This window comes from Streptomyces sp. NBC_01460, from assembly GCF_036227405.1.
Lineage (GTDB): Bacteria > Actinomycetota > Actinomycetes > Streptomycetales > Streptomycetaceae > Streptomyces.
This window is the reverse complement of the sequence record NZ_CP109473.1, coordinates 270,458-292,869: the sequence shown is the minus strand read 5'-3', so window position 1 is coordinate 292,869 and position 22,412 is coordinate 270,458. Positions and strand designations below refer to the sequence as shown.

The window sequence follows — 22,412 nt, the reverse complement described above, 5'->3', positions numbered from 1 at the left end:
GATGCGGGCTCCGGGGGCCTGCCCCCTCACGGAGCCTTGAAGTACCTGGGAAAGCGGGGCCCGATCCACGGCTTGCGGCCCCAGGCAAAGACCCGGCCCCTGGCCATCGCCCTCGTCGGCGCACAGCGGCCGAGCGCCATCAGAAGGAACGTCGCCGGCTCGATGGAGAGGGTGCAGTCCGGCCGCTCCGGTGGCCGGCGGTCCACGGACACCGTGCCGTCGGTGAACGTCACCCCGAACCGGTTGCCGCCCCACAGCCGGACGGCGTAGCAGGCGGTCAGGCCTGCCGTGGCCTTCGCGTCGGTCACCCGGGGCATGACCTCGATCATGAAGGGCAGGGCCAGCCCTGCCCTGGACGGGGCGACCATGTGCGGGCGTCCCAGGGCGCGGGCCAGGTCGTGGCCGTGGCCGAGCATGTGCGTCAGGAGGTACGAGCCGAGTACCTCGCGGGTCAGCGGGCCCAGCGGCGTCATCAGCATCTCCTGGGAGGGATGCTCCGCCGCCGCCTCGAGGTAGGCACCTGCCTGCTCCTCGATCATCGCTGCCAAGGGCTTCGCATCGCGCTCCCCGAATGCGGCCAGGGCCCGCGTGTTGGCCTCGGCCAGGCTCTGCGGGGTGCCGTCACCGTGGCTGCGCGGACGTCCGGCCGCGATGTCGGCCATCAACGCGTTGGCCTGCGCGAGGTGCGCCGCCGCTTCCCCCACGGTCCACTCCGACCCCGGCACGGGACCTCCGGTGCCCGGGGCACCGCGCAGCAGCTCCGCTATGTCCTCGGCCGTCGTGCGTATCGCATCGGCCAGCCCCTCGGGCAGTGCGCCCCGTACGTCCTGCCCTGCCACCGGCTCCACTCCTCTGCGAGGCGAGGCGGGGCTGTCGGCCGAGGTGGATTCCCCGGCCTGTCCCACGTCTGTCACCTGCGGGTACACAAGAACAGCTCACACCGCCTCCCGGCAAGAGGCATGGCACCCATGTCTTCTGCCCCAGCCGGAGCACATCCGGTCGAGGTGTCCGGGGACCCTCGATCGACGGGTGCGGGCCGAGACCGGTCGGACCCGCGCCCACGGGAGGTGCGGGCCCGACCGAACCCGGCGCGTCGGTCAGGAGTGGTCCAGTGCCCAGTTCAGGGCGTGGTCCGCGACCTCCTCCCAGCCCTGCTGGGCGGGCATCAGGTGGGACCGGCCGGGGAACTCGACGAACTCGGTGACCGTGTCCGCCTTGTAGTGCTTGGCGTTGGAACGCTGGATCCTCGGCGGCATGAGGTGGTCGTTCTCGCCCGCGACGAACAGCAGGGGCGCCCGGCTCCCGTTGTGGTAGTCGACGTACGTGTCGGCGTGGCCGGGGTGGATGTTGGCCAGGGCGCTGCCCCAGAACACATGCCCGGAGGCAGGGATGTGGTACCGCTCGTAGAGGGTGCGGGCCTGGTCCTCGGGGAAGGTGTTCGTGAACGCGTAACGCCACTGGTCGTAGGTGAACCCGACCGCCCGGTGGCGGTTGGCAGGGTTCTTCAACACCGGGAAGGTCGCCTTGAGCTGCGAGAGCGGGATTGTCGCGACGCCCTCGGTGGGCGCGGAGTTCATGGCGACACCCGCAGCCCCGTAGCCGTGGTCGAGGAGGATCTGGGTGAAGACACCGCCGGCGGAGTGGCCCATGATGATCGGCTGTGTGCCGAGCTCGTCGATCAGCTTCTCCAGCGCCTGGATGATCGAGGGGACGGAGAGCGCCTCGACGGGGGACGGATCGGCGTTGAGCGCCTCGACCTCCACCTCGAAGCCGGGGTAGGCGGGGGCCACCACGCGGAAGCCCTTGGCCTGGTAGTAGGGGATCCACTGTTCCCAGCTGCGGGGTGTGACCCAGAAGCCGTGGATCAGGAGGATGGTGTCGGGTTTCATGGGTCTCCCTGAGCGAGTCGGGTGGGGTGCCGCGTGGTGTACGCGGGCGGATGCGGAGCAGTGGACAGCGGTCGGCGAGGAGGGAAGGCCGGGGCGATGTGAGGCCGTACGCCCGGTCCGGGACAGCCCTTGAGGCACGACGACCGGGCGGTGAGGGGGTGCTCAGTCGGCCAGGAACGCGAGAAGGTCGGCCTCGAACTGCTCCCGGAACGACCCCACCAGGCCGTGAGGTGCGCCTTCGTACACCTTGAGCGTGGCGTCCTTGACGAGGTCGGCGGACTTCAGGCCCGCGGCGACGACGGGGACGATCTGGTCGTCGTCGCCGTGGGCGATCAGTGTGGGTACGTCGAAGCGGGCCAGGTCGTCGGTGAAGTCGGTCTCGGAGAAGGCCCGGATGCAGTCCAGCGCGCCCTTGAGACCCACCTGCATGCTCTGCAGCCAGAACGCGTCCGAGACTCCCTGCGAGACGGTCGCGCCGGGACGGTTGAAGCCGTAGAACGGCAGGCTGAGGTCGGCGTAGAACTGCGACCGGTCCGTGCTCACCCCCGCCCGTATGGTGTCGAAGGCCTCGATCGGGAGGCCTTCCGGGTTGGCGTCGGTCCGGAGCATGAGCGGGGGCACCGCCCCCAGCAGCACTGCCTTGCCGACCCGGGCCGTACCGTGCCGGCCGATGTACCGGGTCACCTCGCCGCCGCCCGTCGAGTGACCCACGAGTACGGCGTCGCGCAGGTCGAGGTGCTCGATCAGCTGGGCGAGGTCGTCGGCGTAGGTGTCCATGTCGTTGCCGTGCCACGGCTGGCCGGACCGGCCGTGGCCGCGGCGGTCATGGGCCACGGCCCGGTAACCGTGCGAGGCGACCAGGTGCATCTGGTCGTCCCAGGCGTCGGCGTTCAGCGGCCACCCGTGGCTGAAGACGACCGGCCGGCCGGTACCCCAGTCCTTGTAGAAGATGTCCGTTCCGTCAGTGGTGGTGAAGGTGCTCATGGCGTGGTCCCCTTCGTTCGGCGGTGTGGAGCGCGGAGTGCGGGTGGTGCGAGCGGTGCGCCGGCTCGAGGTCCGGTCGAACTCGCCGTTCCCGGCGTCGTCGGTCAGGTCGGGTCGCTCTGCCTCTCTCACGCTAGAAGCCCCATGGCCCGGAGCAATCGGTCACTTGACTGCACGCGGCCGGTGGAGCGTGGCCACCTGCGCGCACCCCGTATCGGCACCTGTCGGGGGCGGCGGGTCCGCGCCCCGCCCGACACCTCAGGCAACGAGCGGGCCAGCCCCCGCACCCCCCAGCGCGTCGCGCAGCGCCGAGCGCGACGTGATGCCGAGCTTGGGGAAGACGCGGTAGAGATGCGCGCTGACGGTACGGGGCGACAGGTACAGCCGCTCGCCGATCTCCTTGTTGCTCAGCCCGACGCCGCGAGCTGGGCGACCTCCAGCTGCTGGGCCGTCAGGGCGTTCAGGACCGGGACGCGTTCATGCCGTACGGAACGAGCGCCGCGGTCCTGGGCCGCACGGTGCCGAGTCGCCGCACGGTCCTGGTGCCCACCGCTCCCCATGGTGCCCCCCCTCACCCACCCGCATCAGTGGAACTCGGCAGTCCTGAGCTTTCTCGACCTCTGACGAGCTGTCCTGTGCATCCTCCTCAGCCCTCCCTTCCGACGCAGCGGACGGACAGGACTCTGACAGACCACCCCGCACGACTCTTCTCCCTGCACGCCGGTTCCTTTCCTCTGCGTGCCACACCGCGCCGCCATCTGCCGTGCCCGTGCGCCGAGCAGGTCAGAGCCGTGCGACGGTTTGCCGCACGTGCCGAGGGTCCACAAGGGGTCAGCCCGCGAGCCGGCGCCACTCGCGCGGGGAGATCCCGTAGGTCTCCCTGAAGCGCCGGGAGAAGAAGGCCGGGTTGGTGAAACCCCAGGACCGCGCGACGGACTCGATGGTCCGGTGGGAGTGTTCCGGCGAGACGAGATCCTGGCGTGCGCCTTCCAGACGCCGCCGGATGATCCACCTCTCCAGGCTCAGGCCACCGTCCTCGCACAGCCGGTAGAGGGAGCGCAGAGAGATGTTGTGGGCCTGGGCGATGCGTTGCGGGGTGAGCTCCGGCTCGGCGAGATGGGCACGGACGAAGGCCAGGACCCGGGTGAGGAGGGTGTCCTGTGCGACCGTCCGGCGCACCGGCCCGTCAGGGGCGACCGACGCGACGAGGGCGCGGGTGAGTTCGAGGGTGGCGGCTGCGAGGTGTGCGGCGCTCGGATCGGTGCTGAGGCGATCGGCGTCGCCGTGCAGGGCCCGCACGTGGTGCAGCAACAGCGGTGTGATCCTGCTGTGGTGCAGGACCGGGATCGCGGCCCTCACCATGTCTTCCGGCATGCCGAACCTGTCGGTGTCGACCATGAACGCCACGGAGAGACCGGTCCCGGACCAGCCGTACTCGTAGCCGGCGGTCTTGTGCGCCAGAGCCAGGCCCTCGGGTCCCACGAACTGCTGATGGCCGCTCCAGCCGAAGGCCGCCCGCCCCTGAGGCTGGGTGATGACGGAGACGGTGTTCATCGAATCGAACCGGGCGTGCCGCGGTGTGCGCCTGATGCGCATCCCCGAGCCCTGGGTGGCGAAGAGAGTCATCGGCCCGAAGCTCCAGGTCTCCAGCTTCTTCCAGGCCCCGGACGCGGCCTCCTCCTGTTCGATCGAGCAACTGCCGGTCTCTCCCGCAGCCGCCGCGTGGAAGGCTTCGGCCCGGTCCGGAACCGGGAGATCAGCCGTGTCGAGAACCAGCACATCGCCCCCAGGCATCACGATGCCCGCGGTCGCGCCACCGGGCCTTCTTCTTCACAGGGGCCGCGTCCGGACCGCGTGGAGCACGACCGTCCGGAGGGCGGCCTGCGCCGACTCTAGGCACCGGATCCGGCGCCTTTCTGGCTGTCACCGCACCTCAACTGGCTGCCACCGCATGTTCTTCGCCATGGCCCGGCACACGGCAGCCCGGCCCCCGTGGTCGCCGCGGTGCGCGGTGGCCGGATCATCACGCACCCTGCTGATCTTTCGTTAAGCTGGTCAGGGCGGATGCCGACCGCCTGTTCCGGGTGGGGGCTCGTATGGTGAAGGTGCTCGACACGGCTGACATAGCGCCGGCCGACCGTGCGGAGGCGATGTACTCGGCCATGGTGAGCGCCACCGTTCCCTGCTATGTGGTGCAGGAGGAGACCGGCGCCGACATCCGTGCCCGGCTGGACGTCTGGCCGTTGAGAACGATGCAGGTCTTCAGCGCGGAGTCCACGGGAATCCGGCTGGTACGCACAGCCAAGCAGGCCAGACTCGGTGACGCGGAGCCCCTCATCGCGCTCGCGGTGCAGACGGGCTCCCAAGGACGACAGCTCCACCTGGGCCTCGAACGACTGGTACCGCAAGGGCACTTGCTGATGATGGACCACTCGGTCCCCTACGACTACGCGTGGTCGGGACACGGCGCCTCGCGTTGCATCCAGGTCCCTCTCGATCAGCTGACCCTCCCCGTCGACGTCGTGCGCGGCGCGCTGCCCCACCTTCCGTCCAGTCCGCTGTACCCGCTCGTGACCGATCACCTCGCACATCTCACCGGCAGTATCGAGGCTCTGCTCGGCGACCCGGCGAGCACCGGCCTGGAGGAGATCACCCTCGGTCTGGTGCGTGCCCTCATCGCCTCCGCCGCCCGGGAGGACCACCACGCCCGGGCCGCCGTCGCCGAGACGCGGCTGACGCAGATCCGCGCCTACGTACGGCGGCATCTGACCGACCCGGACCTGAAGCCCGCCCGCATCGCTGCGGCCCACCACATCTCCGAGCGGCACCTGTACGCACTCTGCGCGGAGGCGGGCTTCAGCCTCAGCCAGTGGATCATCGAGCAACGGCTCGAAGGAGCGCGCGAGGAGCTGGGCCACCCCTCGGGCACCGGCCTCGGCATCGCCGTCGTCGCCCGGCGCTGGGGGTTCACCGATCCGACCCACTTCAGCCACCGCTTCAAGGACGCCTACGGTGTGTCTCCCCGCGACTGGCGACGAAGGGCGCACGAGGAAGGGCGCGGCGACGTCCGAGGGGCAGGAGCAGTCATCTGACTGATGACCGCGCACCGGCGTACGGCGCACGCTGAGGCCATGGACGAGCGACCCGTGCTCGTCGCCACCGAGCGGATCCCCACCGGTGCGCGGCCGGGATCGCGACCCCCACGCCCGGCCGGATCCACCGAACCGGCCCCACTCCAGGGAGAGCCCCGTGAAGACCACGCTCACCTACATCGGAACCGCGACCGTCCTCATCGAGGCGGGTGGCCTGAACCTCCTGACGGACCCCGCCTTCGACCACGCGCCGACGGAGTACCCCACGGGTCCTGTCACCCTGCGCAGCCTCGTCGGGCCCGCCCTCGCGCCCCAGGACCTGCCGGCCCTCGACGCGATTCTCCTCAGCCACGACGAGCACCCCGACAACCTCGACGCGGCGGGCCGCGCACTGCTGGCGGGCCGGACCGTCCTGACCACGGTCAGCGGCGCCCGGCGACTCGGCGACGGAGCGATCGGACTCGCCCCCTGGGAGACCCACGAACTCACCGGCGACCGGGGCACCTTGCTCGTCACAGCCACCCCGGGCCGACACGCCGGCGACGTCATAGGTTTCCTGCTGCGCGCCCCCGGCGACGACGACGCCCTCTACATCTCCGGCGACACCGTCTACTACGACGAGCTCGACGACATCGGCCGGCGCCACTCCGTCGGCGCGGCCGTGCTCCACTTCGGCGCCGCGGTCGTGCCGTACTTCGGCGAGGAATACATCACGATGGACGGCGCGCAGGGAGCCCTCCTGACGCAGGCCCTGGGCGCCAGGACGGTCGTCCCCGTCCACTACGACGCCTGGGACCACTTCACCCAGGGCCGCGAAGGCATCACCGAAGCCTTCACCCACGCCCGGCTGGACGACCGCCTGCAGTGGGCGGAGCGAGGCGTACCGACCGTGATCGACACCTCCGGGCCGTCCGCCTGAGCTCCCTGGACGACGGCGGAGGAACAGGGGCGAGGTGGCCGAGCACAGGGGCGGACGGCCACCTCTCCTGTCTGCTCCACACCGGCACGGGTGTCGGGGCGAGTTCCGGACCCCATGGCTGTGCGTCCGGGCCCTCTCGGGCGGGCGTGATTCGGCTATCGGCTCCCACGACCGGCGGCCGGAGGAGTGCGCGGCCGTAGGCGCTCGCCCTGCGGTCCGAACATGATCAGGTACTCGACCGGCCCGTCCGATCCGGCGTTCGCGACCCCGTGGGCGGTACGGGTGTCGAACTCGGCCACGTCCCCGGAGGTCAGGACGAGGTCCTTGTCACCGAGTGCGAGCCACAGCCGCCCGTACAGGACGCACATCCATTCATAGCCGTCGTGGGAGACCTGCCGGGGCCGTCCGTGCGGCTCCTGGACCGAGGGCAGGACGTGCTTGTGCGCGTGCAGGCCGCCGACATAGCGGGTCAGCGGTAGCACGGCCTTGTCGTCCCCGAAGCTCAGCACCGACGAGCGGGGGCCGGACGCCGGGACGGGGGCGGTCCCGGCCAGCTCGTCCAGCGAGACGCCGTACTCCTTCGCCAACTGCAGCACCACCTCCAGGGTGGGCTTGCGCCGGCCCGTCTCGATCCGCGACAGCGTGCTCGGTGAGATGCCGGTCGCACAGCTGACGCCGGTGAGCGTGGCGCCACGGTGCTCACGCGTGGCCCGCAGCCGGGTGCCCATCGCCGCCAGTGTCTCGGCCATGTCGTCGCCTGCCACCGTCCCCGCACCTCCCGTGCCTGGAGTCCCACCGTCCTGTGCTGCAAGTTTGCCAGAATGGCAATGCTGATCGCGCCCGGTGGCCGACGCGCCGCATGATCGAGGGGTACCCGCGTCCACCGGCGAACCGAGGAGAAGTCCCCATGCAGTCCGCACCGTCAGCCGCCCTCCGCCACCGCACCGTCGAGGCCCCGGCCGGGCGCCTGCACCTGGTCGAGCACGGAACCGGCCCGCTGGTCCTGCTCCTGCACGGCTTTCCCGAGTCCTGGTACTCCTGGCGCCACCAGCTCCCGGCACTCGCAGCGGCCGGCTACCGGGCGGTGGCGATCGACGTGCGCGGCTACGGCCGCTCCTCCAGGCCCACCGCGCCCGATGCCTACCGGATGCTCGACCTGGTGGAGGACAACGTCGCGGTCGTGCGCGCACTGGGCGAGGAGAGGGCAGTGATCATCGGCCACGACTGGGGCTCCAACATCGCGGCCGCCTCCGCCCTGCTCCACCCCGAAGTCTTCCGCGCGGTCGGCTTGCTGAGCGTGCCGTACGCGCCGCCCGGCGGTCCCCGCCCGACCGACGTCTTCAGTCGGATCGGTGGCCCCGAGCAGGAGTTCTACGTCTCCTACTTCCAGGAACCCGGCCGCGCGGAAGCGGAGATCGAGCCCGACGTCCGGGGCTGGCTCGCCGGCTTCTACGCGGCCCTGTCCGCCGACACCATGCCCGCCCAGGACGCGCCCGACCCGCACTTCGTCGCCCATGGCGGCCGGCTGTGCGACCGCTTCCCGACGACCATCCTCCCGGCCTGGCTGAGCGAGGACGACCTCGACGTCTACGCCGGTGAGTTCGAGCGCACCGGGGTCACCGGCGCACTCAACCGCTACCGCGCCATCGACCAGGACTGGGAGGACCTCGCCCCGCACCGCGGCGCACCGATCAAGCAGCCGTCCCTCTTCATCGGCGGCGCCCTGGACGCCTCCACCACCTGGATGGCCGACGCCATCGACGCCTACCCCACCACCCTTCCCTCCCTGTCCTCCTCCCACCTCCTCGACGATTGCGGCCACTGGATCCAGCAGGAACGCCCCGACGAGGTCAACCGCCTGCTGACCGACTGGCTCGCCACACTCCAGGGCTGAACCGGACGGGTCACCTCACTCACTGGCGGTACGCGGCTGTCGCGGTCTCGACGAAGGACCGGACCAACGCGTTGCTGTCACCTTCGTTCCACACCGCCACCACGCGGCTCGGCTCCATGTCGGTCAGCCGTACCACGACGAACTCCTCGGGCAGGTCGTGTCCGAACGGCGCCAGGCCGATCGTGCCGTTCCACAACACGGCCTGCAGGCATTCCTGAACGGCGCGGACCACGGGCCCCTCGCGCAGCCTGCCGCCGTTCCAGTACGACTGCCAGAGTGGATCGGTGCCCTGCGGGAACTGGAACCAGCGGCGATCGCTCAGCTCGGCCAGCCGCAGTGTGTCCCGGTGGGCCAGCGGATCGTCTGCGCGCAGGACCACACCGACCGGATCGGATCGCAGCACCCGCACCGTCAGAGCCGTCTCGTCGAAAGGCGCCCGGGTGAGGGCGACGTCCACCAGCCCGGCGCGCAGCCCGCACGTCGGGTCGGTCAGGTCGGTGTCGCGGACGCGGATGTCGATGCCGGGGTGGTTCCGGCGGTAGGCGGCGGCGAGCCTGGACACGCCCGGGTCGGTGCCGTCGCCCAGGATGCCCACGGTGAGGGTCGCGGCGCCGGCCGCCGCACCGACACGCGCGCGGACGCGGTCGGCATGGTCGAGCAGGGCGCGCGCCTCGTCGAGCAGGACCGTGCCCACCGGCGTGAGCGTGACGCCCATGGGCGAGCGGGTGAGGAGCAGGGCGCCGACGTCTGCCTCCAACTGCTTGATCGCGCGGCTCAGCGGCGGCTGACTCATGTGCAGTCGGGTGGCGGCCCGGCCGAAGTGGAGTTCCTCGGCGACCGCCACGAAGTAGCGCAAGGTCCGTAGCTCCATGCTCCGTGGCTCCATGCTGCAACGATACCCACGAGGTATCGGAGTCGCGGGATGGGTCTTGGACACCGGCAGGGTGCCGGCGGTGCACTGGTGGGCATGACCGACGAAGCGAGGACCAGCGAGCCACAGGCCGACCACTCCCTCCCGGTGAGGGGGCCCGGTGTCGGCGAGACGATCGTTCCGGGCGCCACGCGCATGCGGGTCCTTGAGGACGGGAGCCACACCGGCCACCGCCTGGCGATCACCGAGTCCGTTCTCGCCCCGCACACCCAGGCACCCCGCACGCCTTCGCCGACCTGACCGATCAGCCCGCGGTCATGCTCAGCACATTCACCCCCGACCTGTACGTGCCACCGGCCACCCTTCTGCCACCCGACGAGACCCGTCGCACTGCCGCCTCACACAAGCGACCGGCCACACGACACGGTGGCCACGAACGGAAACCATGACCATCGCCTACTGGATCGTCGCCGGACTGCTCGCCCTCTTCTACTGCTACGCAGGAACCTTGAAGGTGATCCGGAGCCGCGACGAGCTCCGCCCGATGATGGCCTGGGTCGACCGCATACCGTTGCCCGCCCTCAGAGCGCTGGGGACGGTCGAGATTCTCGGCGCGATCGGCCTGGTCCTGCCACCGCTGACCGGTGTCGTACCCTCCCTGGCACCGGCCGCGGCCATCGGCTTCGTCCTCCTGCAGACAGCTGCGATCCCCATGCACCTGACCGGCGGAGACCGCCGGATCGCACTCAACGCCGGACTCCTCGTCATCGCGGCCGTCAGCATCTGGCTGTCGACCGGGCTGTAGTTGGGCACCGTCCCCGCTCGAAGGAGGCAATCCCCGACCGGTGCGTCCAGCGGAACGTCCGAGCTGATACCTCGGTGCGATCGGCTCGCCCCCGTGCAGGCCAGGGGGAGGGCCCCTGTCGGGGACGGTGACCGAGCAGGTGATCAAGTGCTGATCGCCGGGCGTCGCGCGACCTCGCACAGGCGCGACGCCCGGTGAACAGGCACCGGCCCCGTGTTCCGCTGGTCGGGACGGGAGCCGGCTCGTGGTCATGATCTGGTGGCGAGAGCCTCCGTTGACGGGGGACTTCGGTGGTCCGTCCTGAATCTGTGTGGACCACCAGGTCTGGGCGATGCATTCGATCGTGCTGCGCGGCGGTTGAGCCCTCCCAGGGCCCCAGCCCCGGATGGCCGGATCAGCGCAGGCCGCTGAAGAGATCGTTCTCGGGCAGGGACGCGCCGGTGGTGTCCTGGACCCTTACGAAGGTCTCCATGCCCATCAACTCGCCGAACCGTTCCTTGCCCATCTTGAGGAAGAAGATGTTCTCGCCCTGACTGGCGTGCGCGGCCAGTGCGTCGAACTTCTGCCCGCTGAACGCGGTGGTGTCCACCCACGTGGTGATCTCGTCGTCGGGGAGGCCGATCTCGGCCATCGCGGCAGCCTCGGCGGGGTCCGGCTCGGGCATGTCCTCGTGGAACTCGCGCATGATCTCGCCGAATCGGTCCATCATCGAGCGGGGCATGGTCGTCCAGTACACCTTCGGTGTCAGCGCGGACATCTCCACTGCCGCCATCGTGATGCGGTGGGCCTGGATGTGGTCGGGGTGGCCGTAGAAACCGTTCTCGTCGTAGGTGACGACCACGTCGGGCCGATAGTGCCGCATGAGTTCCGCCAGCCGGGTGGCACCTTCCTCCACGGGGGTCTGCCAGAACGATCCAGGGGCGTCGTTGCTCGGCCAGCCGATCATCCCGGAGTCGGCGTAGTCCAGCATCTCCAGGTCGCTGATCTTCAGGGCCTCACAACTCGCCTCGAGTTCTCGACGGCGCATGACGGCGACGGCTGCCGGATCGTGCCCGGGATCTCCCGGCTTCGCACCTCCCGGCCCGTCGCCACATCCGCCGTCGGTACACGTCACGAGAACCGTGCGGATGCCCTCCGCCGCGTATCGCGCGAGGACTCCTCCGGTTCCGGTGGCCTCGTCGTCGGGGTGGGCGTGCACTGCCATGAGAGTCAAGGGCCGGTCGGTCATGGATAGGTCCTCCTGCATATATGTGTCTTGGTCGGCGTGCGCGGGCGAGTGTTCCGCGACCTCGGGTCCCGGATCTGCGGTGCCGGTATCCCGTCCGCTGTAACAGTGCAGGCCGGACCGCCTGTTCCCGGCACGCGCCTGCAGGCGATCCGAGATCCTCCGCTCCCGCCACTACGGGCGCATCATGACGTCGAGAACAGCATGGGCCGCGGTGCAGCGGTCTCGTGGCTCGAACGAGGAAGACCGGCTTCCGCCGGCAGGCGATCACACGGGGACCGGCAGGTTCATGAGCGCGAGTTCGGCCGGATCGACCACAGCGGTGATCTCGGTGATGCGGCCGTCGGCGACGGCGAAGGTGAGGAGTGAGAGGGGGGTGCCCTCGTTGCTCCAGGAGATGACGCCAGGGCGACCGTTGACGGTCGTCGCATGTCCGCGTGCCGCCCTTCCGGCCACCCGCGCGCGAGTGGCGACCTCGGTGGCTCCGAGCGTGACGAACTGACCTTCCGGGGTACGGACGGTGAACTTCACTTCGGGGTGGAGAACCTGCAGCAGCCGCTCGAACCGACCCTCCCCTGCGGCGGCAAGGAAGGCTTGGACCACCTCGCGTTGCTGCGGCCCCGCGCTCGCCGGCCGGTGAGCGGCCTGCACTTTTCTGCGGGCACGGCTGGTGAGCATCTTCGTCGCGTCGGCGGACTTGCCGATGATCGCGCCTGTCTCCCTGTGTGACACGGCGAACACGTCGTGCAGCACGAACGCCAGTCGTTCGTCCGGGCGCAGCGAGTCGAGGACCGTGAGGAGCGCGAGGCCCACGGAGTCCCCGAGCGCCACGCGGTCCTTTTGAGCCGGTGCGTCATCCGGCGTCGCGGTGAACTCGGGCAGCTGGTCGTCGAGGGCGACTTCCGGGCGGGTCCGGCCCGACCGCAGGACGTCGAGGCTGATGCGGCCGACCACGGTCGTCAGCCAGCCGCCTAGGTTCTCAATGGCCCCGGTGTCCTGACGGGAGAGACGCAGCCATGCCTCCTGGACCACGTCCTCCGCGTCGGCGTGCGAACCGAGCACTCGGTAGGCAACGCCTCGGAGCCGACCACGGTGGGACTCGAAGGCAGCGACGATCGGATCCGTGGGATGTGCCTCGGGCATGTTGTCACCTTCCTCGAAACTGCTCCGTCATACGGGTGACGGGCGCCGGCCCCGGAACGTAACCCCGATCAAGGAGAGCACTTCCCTCATGGAGAACCGACTCAAGAACAAGAACGCTCACAACGCCGATGTGTGGACAGCGATCCAGCACCTCCACAAGGCGATCGCCGCGGGCGGCGTCGCCCCGAAGCTGCTCGCGCTGGTACACCTGCGCGTCAGTCAGATCAACAGCTGCTCGGCGTGTGTCCACGCGGCCGTCGTCGGCGGGAAGAAGGCCGGCGAGACCGACGAGCGGCTGCACACCGTGGCGGCGTGGCGCGAGGCGCCGTTCTACACCGGCGCGGAGCGCGCGGCACTGGCGCTGGCCGAGGCAGCCACCCGCTTGCAGGACGGTGCGGAGGGCGTCACCGACGAGATCTGGGAAGAGGCCACTGCCTATTTCACCGAGGAGCAGATCGGTGCGATCAACCTGGAGATAGCCCTGACCAACTTCTTCAACCGGCTGAACCGCACCGTCAAGGAACCGGCCGGCCAGACCTGGGGCTGAACCCATCCGTACCCACGGCCACTTCATCGGTGATCGCACTCGTCGGGAGATCAGGCCCTGTCCCTGCCGGACGATCCCTGGCTGTGCTCGTCCGTGACGGGTGTGGCGGTGACCGACTGCTGTTCGTAGCGGCCCCGATCATTGCCCGGGGCCGCAGCCGAATTTCCCGGAACAGGCAGGGGGTACCAGAACGGCTGCGACGCCGTGAGCACACCAGCCGCAACGTGCTCATCGCACGCGCCTACGGCGTCACTTGCCCGACTGCTTCGGCTCTTTCGTGTTTCCTCATCGGACTCGTCACGACTAGCTTTGAGCAACTTGACGAAGGTGGAGGGTACATGGACGGCTTGAGCAGACTCGATGGCAAGCGGACCTTGGTGATCGGTGGTGGTGGAGCCGGGATCGGCCGAGCCATCGTCCGTTCCTGTGCAGTCGCCGGGGCGTCAGTCGCCGTGGCCGACGTGGACGCTGCGAGGGCAACCGACGCGGCGGACGAGTTGCGTGCGGCCGGGCACGTCGCCCATGCGCTGAGCGGCGATGTCCGCTCCGGTGAGCAGCTCGATGACGTCATCGTCGGCGCGGCCGAACGGCTCGGGGGACTGGACACCCTGATCACGGTGGTCGGCGGGCAGGTCGCGTTCGTACCCGCGGTCAGACTGCATGAGATGACCGACGAGGACTGGGACACCGTCTACGACGTAAATCTGCGCTACGTGGCGCGCGCGGTGCGGCGCGTGCTGCGGCTGTTCCTGGAGCAGGGCACCGGCGGGAACATCGTCAGCATCGGCTCGGTCACCGGATTCATGGCCGCTCCGAAGCAGGCCGGTTACGGCGCTGCCAAGGCCGGCCTGTACAGCCTGGCGAGGACCGTCGCCGCCGAGTACGCGGCCGACGGCATACGGATGAACGTCGTCGCAGGCGGGGCGATCAGTACTGCCGTCAACGCCGGCCCCTCCGACACATGGGTCCCCGAGATCCCGGCAGGCCGCTACGGTACGTCGGAGGAGATGGCTGCTGCTGCCGTCTACCTGTCCTCGGACGAGGCGCGCTACATCACCGGTCAGCAGATCGTGCTGGACGGCGGAGTCTCGGTCCGCGGCCCCTTCCCTGAATAGCCCGACCACCGTACAGATCACCGCCGCCTTGCCGCCGAGCTCACACTGCGCGCTCCCACGCCGCCCGGCCCGGTCACCTCGACACCGCGGCCGCAGGCCGGACCGGCGGGACGGGCTCGCCCGGGTTGCCGCGATCCGGCTGGGCTGGGCCGGTGCAGGCCCCGCACCGGTTGCCAGGTCAGAGCTGTTGCGGTCCGGGCGTGGAAGGCCCCAGGGCCTGCCGGAGTGCGGCCGGAAGCTGTTCGGAGACCTCATCTCCCAGACGCTCGAACTCCCTCTTCAGCACGGGCGTGGCCAGACGCGCGAATCCGTGGAACTCGACGTGCGCGCGGTAGGTGATCCGGGTGCCACCTGAATGCGCCTCGAAGTGCAGGTCGTCCGTCGACGTAGCCGTCTTGTTGCGCCCGACGAAGGTGAGCCGCTCGTCGCTCATCCGCGTCAGTTCGTAGCGAAGCTCGGTGCGCCGTCCGCGGAACGAGGAGACGTTCAGCCACTCCGCGCCCACCTCCACCAGGGCGGTGGCGCTGACCGGCCGGCAGGTGATGGTGCCTGGGTCCCACTGTTCGGCGTGGGAGAAGTCGGCCATGTAAGCGACGATCTCGTCGCGCGGACGGTCCGATTGCATGATGCGTTCAACCTTGATCACTACGACTCCTGGGGACCACGTGGTGTTCCGTGCCCGGGCCGGGCACGGCTGTCTCCTTCCCTGTACGCGATCATCGGACGCAGATCCCGCAGATCCCGCAGATCCCGCAGATCCTCTCGGCCGACGAGTGGCGGGCGCCTCGCCTCGTACGGATCATGAGGTGAAGGCCTCCGGTTCCGTCTCGGCTGCATCCGTCCGGGCCGGCTCACTGCGAGATCAGGCCGGCAGAGCCGCGAGGAGCGCTTATGGCCGTTCTCCCGAGTGCACTCGATGCCTTGCGTGAGCGCGCTGGCGAACTCTTGTTCGAGCGTGTCGCCGGTCCGGACGGTCCCCGGAACAGGGACGCGATACACCACACGCCCGGCCCTCGCTGGTTCCCGCAGGACAGCCCGGTGCGCCGCGTTCACGGGGACAGTGCGATGTTCGTCGGCGGACTGTCGGCGCTGCTCCTGCAGTCCCTCCATCCCGTAGCGATGGCCGCGGTGTCCGCCCACTCCGGGTTCCGGGGCGACCCCTGGGGGCGGCTGCAGCGCACGAGCACCTTCCTCGCCACCACGACGTACGGCACGGCCGACAGCGCACGGTCCGCCTGCGCGCGTGTCAAGGGCGTGCATGCGCGCATCCAGGGCGTGACCGACGAGGGTGTGCCGTACCGTGCGTCCGATCCCCATCTGCTGGAGTGGGTGCACGTGGCCGAGACCGAGAGCTTCCTCAGGGCGCACCAGAGGTTCGGGGCGCGGCCACTCACGGGCGACGAGTGTTCCCGGTACGTCGCGGACATGGCTCGCATCGCCGAGGCGCTGGGGGTCGTCTCTCCTCCCCGGTCCACCCAGGCGCTGGCCGCACGCCTGGAGGAGTATCGAGCAGAGCTGCGAGGTACGCCGCAAGCGCGGCAGACCACTCGCTATTTGCTTCTGCGGCCACCGATTCCTGTTCTCGCGCTGCCGTTCTACGGGGCCCTGGCGAGCAACGCTGTCGCCCTCCTGCCTCGCTGGGCGACCAGTGAACTGGGGCTTCCGCGTTGGGGGCCGGGGGAGCGATGGGTGCTGACGCCTGCCGGTCGAGGTGCGACGGGTCTGATCAGATGGGCGATGCGCGGGCCCGAGGGCGGGACGACGCGGCCCTGAGTGCCGCGCGCGGGTGGATGGGCCGACAGGGCCAGGCGAAGGGCGCCCGCCGTAGGGCTCCGATGGCAAGAGTCCGGCGCTCGCCCACGTCATCGAGACCCGGGGGCCGTTCGACCTCGGCCCTCTCGACGTAGAGCGGCGGCTCCCTCATCATTGCTGTCATGTTCACTACATGGCGCGCGGTTGTCGCCCTGACCATGACCGCTGCCTTTGCTCTCATCCCTGTGGGGGCCGCGCAGGCAGATCCCACCGTTCCCGAGCATGCGGTCATCGTCTGCGACAGTGCGAGCTTCTACGCGAACTATGACAGCTCATCGGGCCCGGCCGGACTCAAGCGAACCCTGTCGCGCGGTGACAAGGTCGGGCACACCAGGGGAGCTCACCCCGTCTACAACGGCTGGGCCGCCACGTTCGACTTCGGTCCGAACGACTGGGGCTTCGTGAGGCAGGAATGCCTCGGCGGCTACGGAACCTGGTGAGCCCTTTGCAGCTACGACGGAACGGACGAGCCATGACCCGGACGAGCAAGCTCGCAGCCCTGACTCTGGCCACCGCCGCGGTTCTGATGACGGCAAGCCCTGCGGGCGCGGCCGACGGCACGGTGGGAAAGCGCGAGACGGTCTGCGCCCAGGACCTGTTCGTACGGGTCACCGCTCCGCACGGAGCATGGATGGGCACTCTGTACCGCGGCCAGACCTTCCTCGTGGAAGAGGGTGGCGGGGACTGGGTCTACGGCTTCGCCTACGGAGACATCAACCGCAGAGGGTGGGTGCAGAACGGCTGGTTCTGCTGAAAAGACCGCGCGGCAGCGATCGCTTCGCCGCCCTCCGGGATTCACCGGGGGGCCGTTCTCGGCCCCGTCCTCTGCGCTGCGGTCCCGGTCGGCCCCTGCCTGCGGCCGGCCCTCCCCATCGTTCTCCTCGCTGTCCGAACGCTGTCACGCTCGACGACGACAGGACCGTCAGACGAGGTGCGGGACGACCTCGTTGCGCTTGGTGGACCAGTTGGTGACGATCGGCTTGTTCACGGTCGGCGCGTCGGGGAGCTCGACCTCGGCGGGGTTGGGGTCGTCCTCGCTGGTGGCGATGGTGACGAACTCGAACTGCGTGCCGCCTTCCCCCTCAGTGGTCTTGACGTTGATGCCGGTGTACGCGACGGAGGAGCCGGAGAGCTTGACCGGATCTTCACCGCCCTGGCCGACAGGCGAGGCGACACCGTCGGCACGGGAGCCGAAGGAGACGCTCGGGGTGTTGACGTCCAGATAGCAGGTGATGCCGGACTTGGCCTTGGCCGTGACGAGGTAGTAGCTGATCGGCTGCGCCTCCCAGGTGATCGTGAAGTCCAGGTCATTGGTGCCGCAGGACTGCCCGTAGCCGCTCTTGTCGTCGTCTCCGGACTTGCCCTCGTCGCCGGTGGAGCCGTTGGCGGACAGGCTGTTGCCGTGAGTGGTGCTGCCGTCGGCAGGGGTCTCGCTCTTGCCGCCCGCTGAAGCGGAGGAAGCGGAGGAAGTGGAGGACGGGGCTGCGGAGGCGTCGGTTCCCGTGGCGTCTTCGGCGCTGCAGGCGGTGCTGGCGGCGAGGGCTGTCAGGGTGGCGGCCGCCAGGACGAGACGGGTCGAACGGGCGGCGAGACGCGAGCGCATCATGATCTCCAACGGTGTTCTTGCGGTGCTTCCTGCTGACGACGACGACGTTAGGGCCGAGTCGATCCTGAAATGATCGCGCGTTTGTCCAGGTTCTGTTTCAGCGATTCCGTTCCATGATCGACGTGTTGAATGTGTGTGAAACAGCAGCCCATGAAGCACGTTCGGCATCGGCGCTGCCGCCGCCCGCAGTGCGCCGAGCGGGCGCCTATCACCCTTGGACCAGCATGCGGTCATCGCCTCGGCGTCGGGCCGGAAGCCGGGGCGGTCTCCTTCGTCACGCCGGATGGGGAGTTCGCCGACTCGGGGGTCGGCCTTTGGCAGAATGACCACATGGCCGTAGACGGGGACGCAGCGTTCGCGCTGCCGCTAGGCGCCACGGGCTTCTTCCGGTCGAAGGACGGGCCGCCGCCGGAAACCGACCAGCGGACGTTCCGGGCAGCGCTGTACGCAGCCGCTCGGGCGGCTAAAGGCTGTGTGGGCGAGGTGGAGGAACAGACGTACCCTCGTACGTTCCACACCGCGACGGTCATCGAAAGCACGGGCGAGTACGCCATTCTGTGTCACGCCCACCACCCCTGGATCGCCTTCGCGCGGGAACGCCGGGACTGGTACACCGAGGAGTTCCGCGCACCGCCACCGTGGGCCCGTACTTTTGCCGACCTGGGGTTCGCCGTGCTTGATCGCGCGCAGCTCACTCGGCCGCTCTCGGACGTCGACACCTCGGCCCTGACCCAGGGAGAGTGGCGGCACGTGCGCCTCTACGGCATCACCACGGTGGGCGGAGTGCTCTTCAACGCATGGGACTGACGTCTGAGCGGGACTCCGTGTTCGTCGGTGGACGCATGACGCTCAGCCGGAGAAGCCCCCTGACGCAACTGCCCGGGCACGCGTCGAGCGGGCCGGAGATCCGGGGCGCTCGAGGCGTACCCGGTCGACATGACTTTCGTCAGAGAGCGGGTCTGCCGTACACCCGTCGTTACGCCGGGTCGATTCGGGAGATGCCGCCGGCTATGCCGAGGACGTACAGCTCGCCCTTGCAGCCCTGCACGAACGAGACCGTCTCGCCGCCGTTGACCCCGAGGTCGCTCACGCCGGTCACCTTGCCGTTCTCCATCTGCAGGGCGCGGACGGTGCCGTCGCAGTAGTCACTGAACACGTACTGACCCTGGAGCTCCGGGATCGCCTTCCCTCGGTAGACGAATCCGCCGATGACCGAGCAGCCCAGCCCGGTGCGGTCGTATTCGTGGATCGGCGGCACGTGGTTCGCGGGCTCCGTGCCACCCCGGAACGGATGGGTGCCTTCCATCTGGGACCAGCCGTAGTTCTCACCGCCCTCACTGCCGGCAGGCGCCCGGTCGATCTCCTCCCAGTCGCTCTGGCCGACGTCACCGATCAGCAGATCACCCGTGCCGGAGTCGAAGGAGAACCGCCACGGGTTGCGCAGCCCGTACGCCCAGATCTCGCCCCTCGCGCTCGGGTCGCCGACGAACGGGTTGTCCGACGGGATCGCGTACGGTTCGGCGCCGCTCGGGTCGATCCGCAGCAACTTGCCGAGCAGCGTGTCGAGATTCTGGCCGTTGCCGTGCGGATCGCCACCCGCGCCGCCGTCGCCGAGCGCGATGTAGAGGTAGCCGTCCGGGCCGAACGTGATGTCGCCGCCGTTGTGGTTCGAGTAGGGCTGCGCCTGGGTGAGGACGGTGCGGCGGGAATCCGGCTGGATCGTGCCGCCCCGCACGGCGAACTCGTCCACGGTGCTGGTGCCTTCGAGGTCCGTGAACGAGATGTAGAAGTGCGCGAACTTCTTGTCGAACGCCACACCCAGCAGCCCGCGTTCGCCGTCGGTGGTGGTCTCGCCGGATATGTCGAGGATGGGTTTTCCGAGTCTGCCGCCCTTCAGAACCCTTACCTTTCCCGCGCGTTCGGCTATCCAGACCGTGCCACCGGGACCGGCCGTGCCGGCGGACGGGTTCTGCGCCGTGGCCACCTTCTTGAGTACGACCTTCGCTGTCTGACGTGCGGCGGCGGGCTCGTCGGCGGACGCCGCGGTCAATGTGAGGGAAGCGGCGAGGCAGATGGCGCCGATGATCGCCGAGCTTCTGGTGCGAACTTTCACCGTGACCTCCTGGAGGCGGCGAAGGGGGACGTCACCCAGCCGTTCGGGGCAGGGTCAGGTGGGTGTCGCCCGCGCCAGCGCGCAACCTGAGTGGGGGATGGTGCTACTGGCCACGGATGAGGGTACCGGGACAAGCGCGGTTGGTATAGACCATCCTCAGGTCCTTCCGGCGATGCTCGATCGTCCGACGCCTGCGCGGGGTCGGACACCGCCTGGCGGTCCCGTGGCAGGGAGGGCCAGGCGCCCCCATTCACCGGATGCATGTTCGGTTAGGCTGACCTTGCCTGGCACGGGGGTCCTGGGCGTACGGGTTCGGATTCCGGTGCCGTAGGTGGGAACCTGTGGTCGGAACAGCAGAGGCAGGGTGCACAGGTGAGAGACGATGACCGGGCACGTTGAGCGCCGCGCACCCGGCGGCGCGAGACCACTTCGATGGATGACGAGGGACGCGGGTCCCAGTCGGGCGCCCGAGACGAGGCAGTGTGGATAAGATCGCGCTCACAGCTGGAACCCTGTACGTGATCGTCCTGCTTCGCGCCGGAGGGACCTTCGCCGTCGGTTGGCTCGCCGGCGCCGGTGCCAGGCGCAGCCGGTTCGCCGGGAAGATCTCCTCGGCGAAGTTCCGTCGCGCCGAGCGGGCGATCCAGCGTTGGGGCGCACCGGTGGTGGCGGCCTCCTTCCTGACTGTCGGCTTCCAGACCGCCGCCAATTTCCTCGCGGGCAGCACACGCATGCCCCTGCCGCGCTACCTCCCTGCCCTGCTCCTGGGTGGTGCCGCCTGGGCCCTCATCTACGCGACAGCGGGGCTCGGCGTGCTCGAAGTGCTGGGTCGGCTCTTCGCCGAGCGGACGGCCCTCGGGCTCTCCGCCGTGGCCGTCCTCCTCCTCGCGGGGTCCGCGGTGGTGGTGTACCGCAGGAGAAGGGCGGCTCCGTCCTCTGACGCCGCGGCCGATGTGAACTGACTGCGCCGGCCATCACGCGGACCTCTGTACCCGCTCTTTCGCAGGCCCTTCCGACGGTGCGGCATGCGCGGGTTCCCCGCCGGGACTATTCGGCGTCGCGCCGTCGGCGCGCGCGCTCGAGGTCGGCAGCATCCGCCATCCAGGAGCCGTGCGGTCCCAGTGCGGCGCAGCCGCCGCGGACGAAGGTGCTCACCAGGGTCCGGTACCCGTCGATCCCGTCGACCAGGCTGTACTCGACCTGGTACTCCGGCTCCGACCCGCCGCCCCCGCCCTCGTGCACCGTCGTGACCCGGGCGATGGAGTCCGCGTAGAAGTGGAGCTGGATCCCTTCGCCTCTCTCCTCGTCCTCGATGGTGAACACTTCGTTGTCCGCGGCAGAGCGATCGCCGACGAACTCCCAGAACTCCCCGGTGGCAGTGCGGGGACTGTCAGGGAGCCACTTCTTCTCGACGCCCTTGTCGTCGGTGAACGTCAGGATCCTCTTCCTCGTACTCCCGCCGAACTCAGCGCGGTCGCCGGCAGTCTCCTCGTCATCCTCCAAGGGCATGCTCCTGGAGCGGTCCACGGCCTCCGAGCACATCAGGAAGCTCACGGTGCGCACCGCGTCGTCGGCCAGCTCAGGGTGTACACGGCGCACGGCCGCGTCGACCGTCGTGGCCATCCGGTCCCAGGCGCGCTTGTCCGTGGCGCGCTTTCCCCGTCGCGGATCGCGGCCGATCCGCATCCCGGCGCACGCCTGCTCCGCGGTGGCGATCACACGCATGACCTGGGGCAGCAGCGTGGTGTCGACGGCATCGGGTATGCGCTTCGGAACCGTCGCGCCGTGCAGGTACTGGCCCGTGTACTTCAAAATCGCCGCATCGAGTGGACCGAGCACCACTCCGCGCTCGGCGCGACGGCGGTACGCGTGGTACTCCTGAGCTCGTTTCCCGTCGGACGTCTCTGTGGCCGCGCGCATCGCCGCGCAGACCTGACCGCTCTCGAGCAGACCGATGTCAGCTCCATGGGCGATGAGCCGACCCTTGTCCCAGCGGACGCGCTGGAAGAGCGCGTCGACGTCCGCGGGCGCTGAGAGCAGGATCGGGTCCAGGAGCGCGACCGCAGCCTCCTCGTCGAGCCTGCCCTCGGTTCCGGCGGCGTCGCACAGGGGAAGGACCGCACTCCACAGCAGCAGGTGTCTGGCCAGGTCCTCCCGGATCACCGCGAGATGGGCTTCTGCGATCGAGAACGTGAACGTGCGAGGCTCGTGGTTGGCGTCGGCCCCGGCACCGAGCATCAGCTTCAGCTCACCGCCCTCGCGGATCACGTTCGGTATCCAGCCACTTCTGCGCGTGAAAACGATGTCTGTCATGGACGCAGTCTTCCCCACGTCCCATCGGGCACCGGTTGCCGTTCGGCCCCGCAGCCTGCAGCTGAGCCTTCTTCTGGACGCCTC

At 69.5% G+C, this 22,412-nt stretch carries 23 protein-coding genes and 2 pseudogenes; 12 read left to right on the top strand and 13 right to left on the bottom strand.

Going from position 1 to position 22,412, the window contains the following annotated elements; all coding sequences use genetic code 11:
• Positions 1-26: 26 nt before the first annotated feature.
• From OG488_RS01430 to OG488_RS01410, 5 genes and pseudogenes are all read right to left on the bottom strand, one after another.
• Positions 27-848, bottom strand: coding sequence for a maleylpyruvate isomerase family mycothiol-dependent enzyme (locus tag OG488_RS01430; RefSeq protein WP_443074272.1), 822 nt, complete (start codon positions 846-848; stop codon positions 27-29).
• A gap of 249 nt (positions 849-1,097) precedes the next feature.
• Positions 1,098-1,889 carry an alpha/beta hydrolase gene (locus OG488_RS01425; RefSeq protein WP_329225079.1) on the bottom strand — a complete coding sequence of 264 codons (792 nt, stop codon included), beginning with the start codon at positions 1,887-1,889 and terminating at the stop codon, positions 1,098-1,100.
• A 162-nt stretch (positions 1,890-2,051) separates the two neighbouring features.
• On the bottom strand, positions 2,052-2,873 hold the full coding sequence (locus OG488_RS01420) for an alpha/beta fold hydrolase (protein WP_329225078.1): 822 nt from the start codon (positions 2,871-2,873) through the stop codon (positions 2,052-2,054).
• A 258-nt stretch (positions 2,874-3,131) separates the two neighbouring features.
• Positions 3,132-3,328: pseudogene (locus OG488_RS01415) on the bottom strand (helix-turn-helix domain-containing protein); the annotation flags it as partial.
• A 376-nt stretch (positions 3,329-3,704) separates the two neighbouring features.
• A complete protein-coding gene (locus tag OG488_RS01410) occupies positions 3,705-4,652 on the bottom strand; it encodes a helix-turn-helix domain-containing protein (protein WP_329225076.1) in 948 nt (315 codons plus the stop codon).
• Positions 4,653-4,969: 317 nt separating this feature from the next.
• Between OG488_RS01410 and OG488_RS01405 the strand changes: the two genes are divergently transcribed.
• Complete coding sequence (locus tag OG488_RS01405; protein WP_329225075.1) at positions 4,970-5,965, top strand: helix-turn-helix domain-containing protein; 996 nt, start codon at positions 4,970-4,972, stop codon at positions 5,963-5,965.
• 157 nt (positions 5,966-6,122) lie between these two features.
• A complete protein-coding gene (locus tag OG488_RS01400) occupies positions 6,123-6,884 on the top strand; it encodes an MBL fold metallo-hydrolase (protein WP_329225073.1) in 762 nt (253 codons plus the stop codon).
• Between the two features lie 155 nt (positions 6,885-7,039).
• Here the strand turns inward: OG488_RS01400 and OG488_RS01395 are convergent, their stop codons facing one another.
• Positions 7,040-7,648, bottom strand: coding sequence for a helix-turn-helix domain-containing protein (locus tag OG488_RS01395; protein ID WP_329225071.1), 609 nt, complete (start codon positions 7,646-7,648; stop codon positions 7,040-7,042).
• Between the two features lie 143 nt (positions 7,649-7,791).
• Here OG488_RS01395 and OG488_RS01390 point away from each other — a divergent pair, with 143 nt between their 5' ends.
• Entirely contained in the window at positions 7,792-8,778 is a 987-nt protein-coding gene (locus OG488_RS01390) for an alpha/beta hydrolase (RefSeq protein ID WP_329225069.1), read from the top strand.
• A gap of 19 nt (positions 8,779-8,797) precedes the next feature.
• Here the strand turns inward: OG488_RS01390 and OG488_RS01385 are convergent, their stop codons facing one another.
• Positions 8,798-9,649: a LysR family transcriptional regulator gene (locus tag OG488_RS01385; RefSeq protein WP_329238347.1), complete on the bottom strand. Its 852-nt coding sequence runs from the start codon at positions 9,647-9,649 to the stop codon at positions 8,798-8,800.
• 96 nt (positions 9,650-9,745) lie between these two features.
• Here OG488_RS01385 and OG488_RS01380 point away from each other — a divergent pair.
• A pseudogene (locus tag OG488_RS01380) lies at positions 9,746-9,999 on the top strand (cupin domain-containing protein); the annotation flags it as partial.
• Between the two features lie 95 nt (positions 10,000-10,094).
• Complete coding sequence (locus tag OG488_RS01375; protein ID WP_329225067.1) at positions 10,095-10,454, top strand: DoxX family protein; 360 nt, start codon at positions 10,095-10,097, stop codon at positions 10,452-10,454.
• Positions 10,455-10,848: 394 nt separating this feature from the next.
• Here the strand turns inward: OG488_RS01375 and OG488_RS01370 are convergent, their stop codons facing one another.
• Positions 10,849-11,682, bottom strand: a complete 834-nt coding sequence (locus tag OG488_RS01370; RefSeq protein ID WP_329225065.1) for a PIG-L family deacetylase — start codon at positions 11,680-11,682, stop codon at positions 10,849-10,851.
• A gap of 264 nt (positions 11,683-11,946) precedes the next feature.
• The gene (locus tag OG488_RS01365; protein ID WP_329225064.1) at positions 11,947-12,822 is read right to left on the bottom strand and encodes a sigma-70 family RNA polymerase sigma factor; all 876 of its coding nucleotides are present in this window, start codon (positions 12,820-12,822) and stop codon (positions 11,947-11,949) included.
• 88 nt (positions 12,823-12,910) lie between these two features.
• On the opposite strand from OG488_RS01365, the gene OG488_RS01360 reads away from it, so the two are divergent.
• Entirely contained in the window at positions 12,911-13,369 is a 459-nt protein-coding gene (locus OG488_RS01360; RefSeq protein ID WP_329225063.1) for a carboxymuconolactone decarboxylase family protein, read from the top strand.
• Between the two features lie 338 nt (positions 13,370-13,707).
• Positions 13,708-14,484 (top strand): SDR family oxidoreductase, encoded by a 777-nt coding sequence (locus tag OG488_RS01355; RefSeq protein ID WP_329225061.1) that lies wholly within the window; start codon positions 13,708-13,710, stop codon positions 14,482-14,484.
• Positions 14,485-14,662: 178 nt separating this feature from the next.
• Here the strand turns inward: OG488_RS01355 and OG488_RS01350 are convergent, their stop codons facing one another.
• Positions 14,663-15,130: an SRPBCC family protein gene (locus OG488_RS01350; RefSeq protein ID WP_329225059.1), complete on the bottom strand. Its 468-nt coding sequence runs from the start codon at positions 15,128-15,130 to the stop codon at positions 14,663-14,665.
• Positions 15,131-15,375: 245 nt separating this feature from the next.
• Between OG488_RS01350 and OG488_RS01345 the strand changes: the two genes are divergently transcribed.
• The 3 genes from OG488_RS01345 to OG488_RS01335 all read left to right on the top strand — a co-directional run bounded on the left by OG488_RS01345 (position 15,376) and on the right by OG488_RS01335 (position 17,050).
• Positions 15,376-16,257 carry an oxygenase MpaB family protein gene (locus OG488_RS01345; RefSeq protein ID WP_329225057.1) on the top strand — a complete coding sequence of 294 codons (882 nt, stop codon included), beginning with the start codon at positions 15,376-15,378 and terminating at the stop codon, positions 16,255-16,257.
• A 161-nt stretch (positions 16,258-16,418) separates the two neighbouring features.
• Positions 16,419-16,736: a hypothetical protein gene (locus OG488_RS01340; protein ID WP_329225055.1), complete on the top strand. Its 318-nt coding sequence runs from the start codon at positions 16,419-16,421 to the stop codon at positions 16,734-16,736.
• A 32-nt stretch (positions 16,737-16,768) separates the two neighbouring features.
• Entirely contained in the window at positions 16,769-17,050 is a 282-nt protein-coding gene (locus OG488_RS01335) for a hypothetical protein (protein ID WP_329225054.1), read from the top strand.
• Positions 17,051-17,218: 168 nt separating this feature from the next.
• Here OG488_RS01335 and OG488_RS01330 read toward each other — a convergent pair whose 3' ends face one another.
• Positions 17,219-17,899: a hypothetical protein gene (locus OG488_RS01330; RefSeq protein WP_329238344.1), complete on the bottom strand. Its 681-nt coding sequence runs from the start codon at positions 17,897-17,899 to the stop codon at positions 17,219-17,221.
• Between the two features lie 333 nt (positions 17,900-18,232).
• Here OG488_RS01330 and OG488_RS01325 point away from each other — a divergent pair, with 333 nt between their 5' ends.
• A complete protein-coding gene (locus tag OG488_RS01325; protein ID WP_329225053.1) occupies positions 18,233-18,709 on the top strand; it encodes a hypothetical protein in 477 nt (158 codons plus the stop codon).
• A gap of 169 nt (positions 18,710-18,878) precedes the next feature.
• Here the strand turns inward: OG488_RS01325 and OG488_RS01320 are convergent, their stop codons facing one another.
• Positions 18,879-20,015: a PQQ-dependent sugar dehydrogenase gene (locus tag OG488_RS01320; protein WP_329225051.1), complete on the bottom strand. Its 1,137-nt coding sequence runs from the start codon at positions 20,013-20,015 to the stop codon at positions 18,879-18,881.
• Positions 20,016-20,497: 482 nt separating this feature from the next.
• Between OG488_RS01320 and OG488_RS01315 the strand changes: the two genes are divergently transcribed.
• Positions 20,498-20,977 carry a DedA family protein gene (locus OG488_RS01315; protein WP_329225049.1) on the top strand — a complete coding sequence of 160 codons (480 nt, stop codon included), beginning with the start codon at positions 20,498-20,500 and terminating at the stop codon, positions 20,975-20,977.
• A gap of 85 nt (positions 20,978-21,062) precedes the next feature.
• On the opposite strand, the gene OG488_RS01310 is transcribed toward OG488_RS01315, so the two are convergent.
• Positions 21,063-22,328: a DUF6357 family protein gene (locus tag OG488_RS01310; RefSeq protein WP_329225048.1), complete on the bottom strand. Its 1,266-nt coding sequence runs from the start codon at positions 22,326-22,328 to the stop codon at positions 21,063-21,065.
• Positions 22,329-22,412: the final 84 nt, after the last annotated feature.

What these genes read in the sequence shown, in the direction of transcription:
- OG488_RS01425 (WP_329225079.1), bottom strand. Translation starts at nt 1,889, where the DNA reads ATGAAACCCGACACCATCCTCCTGATCCACGGCTTCTGGGTCACACCC.
- OG488_RS01375 (WP_329225067.1), top strand. Translation starts at nt 10,095, where the DNA reads ATGACCATCGCCTACTGGATCGTCGCCGGACTGCTCGCCCTCTTCTAC.
- OG488_RS01330 (WP_329238344.1), bottom strand. Translation starts at nt 17,899, where the DNA reads ATGCGCTCGCGTCTCGCCGCCCGTTCGACCCGTCTCGTCCTGGCGGCC.
- OG488_RS01355 (WP_329225061.1), top strand. Translation starts at nt 13,708, where the DNA reads ATGGACGGCTTGAGCAGACTCGATGGCAAGCGGACCTTGGTGATCGGT.
- OG488_RS01345 (WP_329225057.1), top strand. Translation starts at nt 15,376, where the DNA reads ATGGCCGTTCTCCCGAGTGCACTCGATGCCTTGCGTGAGCGCGCTGGC.
- OG488_RS01335 (WP_329225054.1), top strand. Translation starts at nt 16,769, where the DNA reads ATGACCCGGACGAGCAAGCTCGCAGCCCTGACTCTGGCCACCGCCGCG.
- OG488_RS01370 (WP_329225065.1), bottom strand. Translation starts at nt 11,682, where the DNA reads ATGACCGACCGGCCCTTGACTCTCATGGCAGTGCACGCCCACCCCGAC.
- OG488_RS01360 (WP_329225063.1), top strand. Translation starts at nt 12,911, where the DNA reads ATGGAGAACCGACTCAAGAACAAGAACGCTCACAACGCCGATGTGTGG.
- OG488_RS01405 (WP_329225075.1), top strand. Translation starts at nt 4,970, where the DNA reads ATGGTGAAGGTGCTCGACACGGCTGACATAGCGCCGGCCGACCGTGCG.
- OG488_RS01325 (WP_329225053.1), top strand. Translation starts at nt 18,233, where the DNA reads ATGGCCGTAGACGGGGACGCAGCGTTCGCGCTGCCGCTAGGCGCCACG.
- OG488_RS01420 (WP_329225078.1), bottom strand. Translation starts at nt 2,873, where the DNA reads ATGAGCACCTTCACCACCACTGACGGAACGGACATCTTCTACAAGGAC.
- OG488_RS01365 (WP_329225064.1), bottom strand. Translation starts at nt 12,822, where the DNA reads ATGCCCGAGGCACATCCCACGGATCCGATCGTCGCTGCCTTCGAGTCC.
- OG488_RS01390 (WP_329225069.1), top strand. Translation starts at nt 7,792, where the DNA reads ATGCAGTCCGCACCGTCAGCCGCCCTCCGCCACCGCACCGTCGAGGCC.
- OG488_RS01310 (WP_329225048.1), bottom strand. Translation starts at nt 22,328, where the DNA reads ATGACAGACATCGTTTTCACGCGCAGAAGTGGCTGGATACCGAACGTG.
- OG488_RS01340 (WP_329225055.1), top strand. Translation starts at nt 16,419, where the DNA reads ATGTTCACTACATGGCGCGCGGTTGTCGCCCTGACCATGACCGCTGCC.
- OG488_RS01385 (WP_329238347.1), bottom strand. Translation starts at nt 9,649, where the DNA reads ATGGAGCTACGGACCTTGCGCTACTTCGTGGCGGTCGCCGAGGAACTC.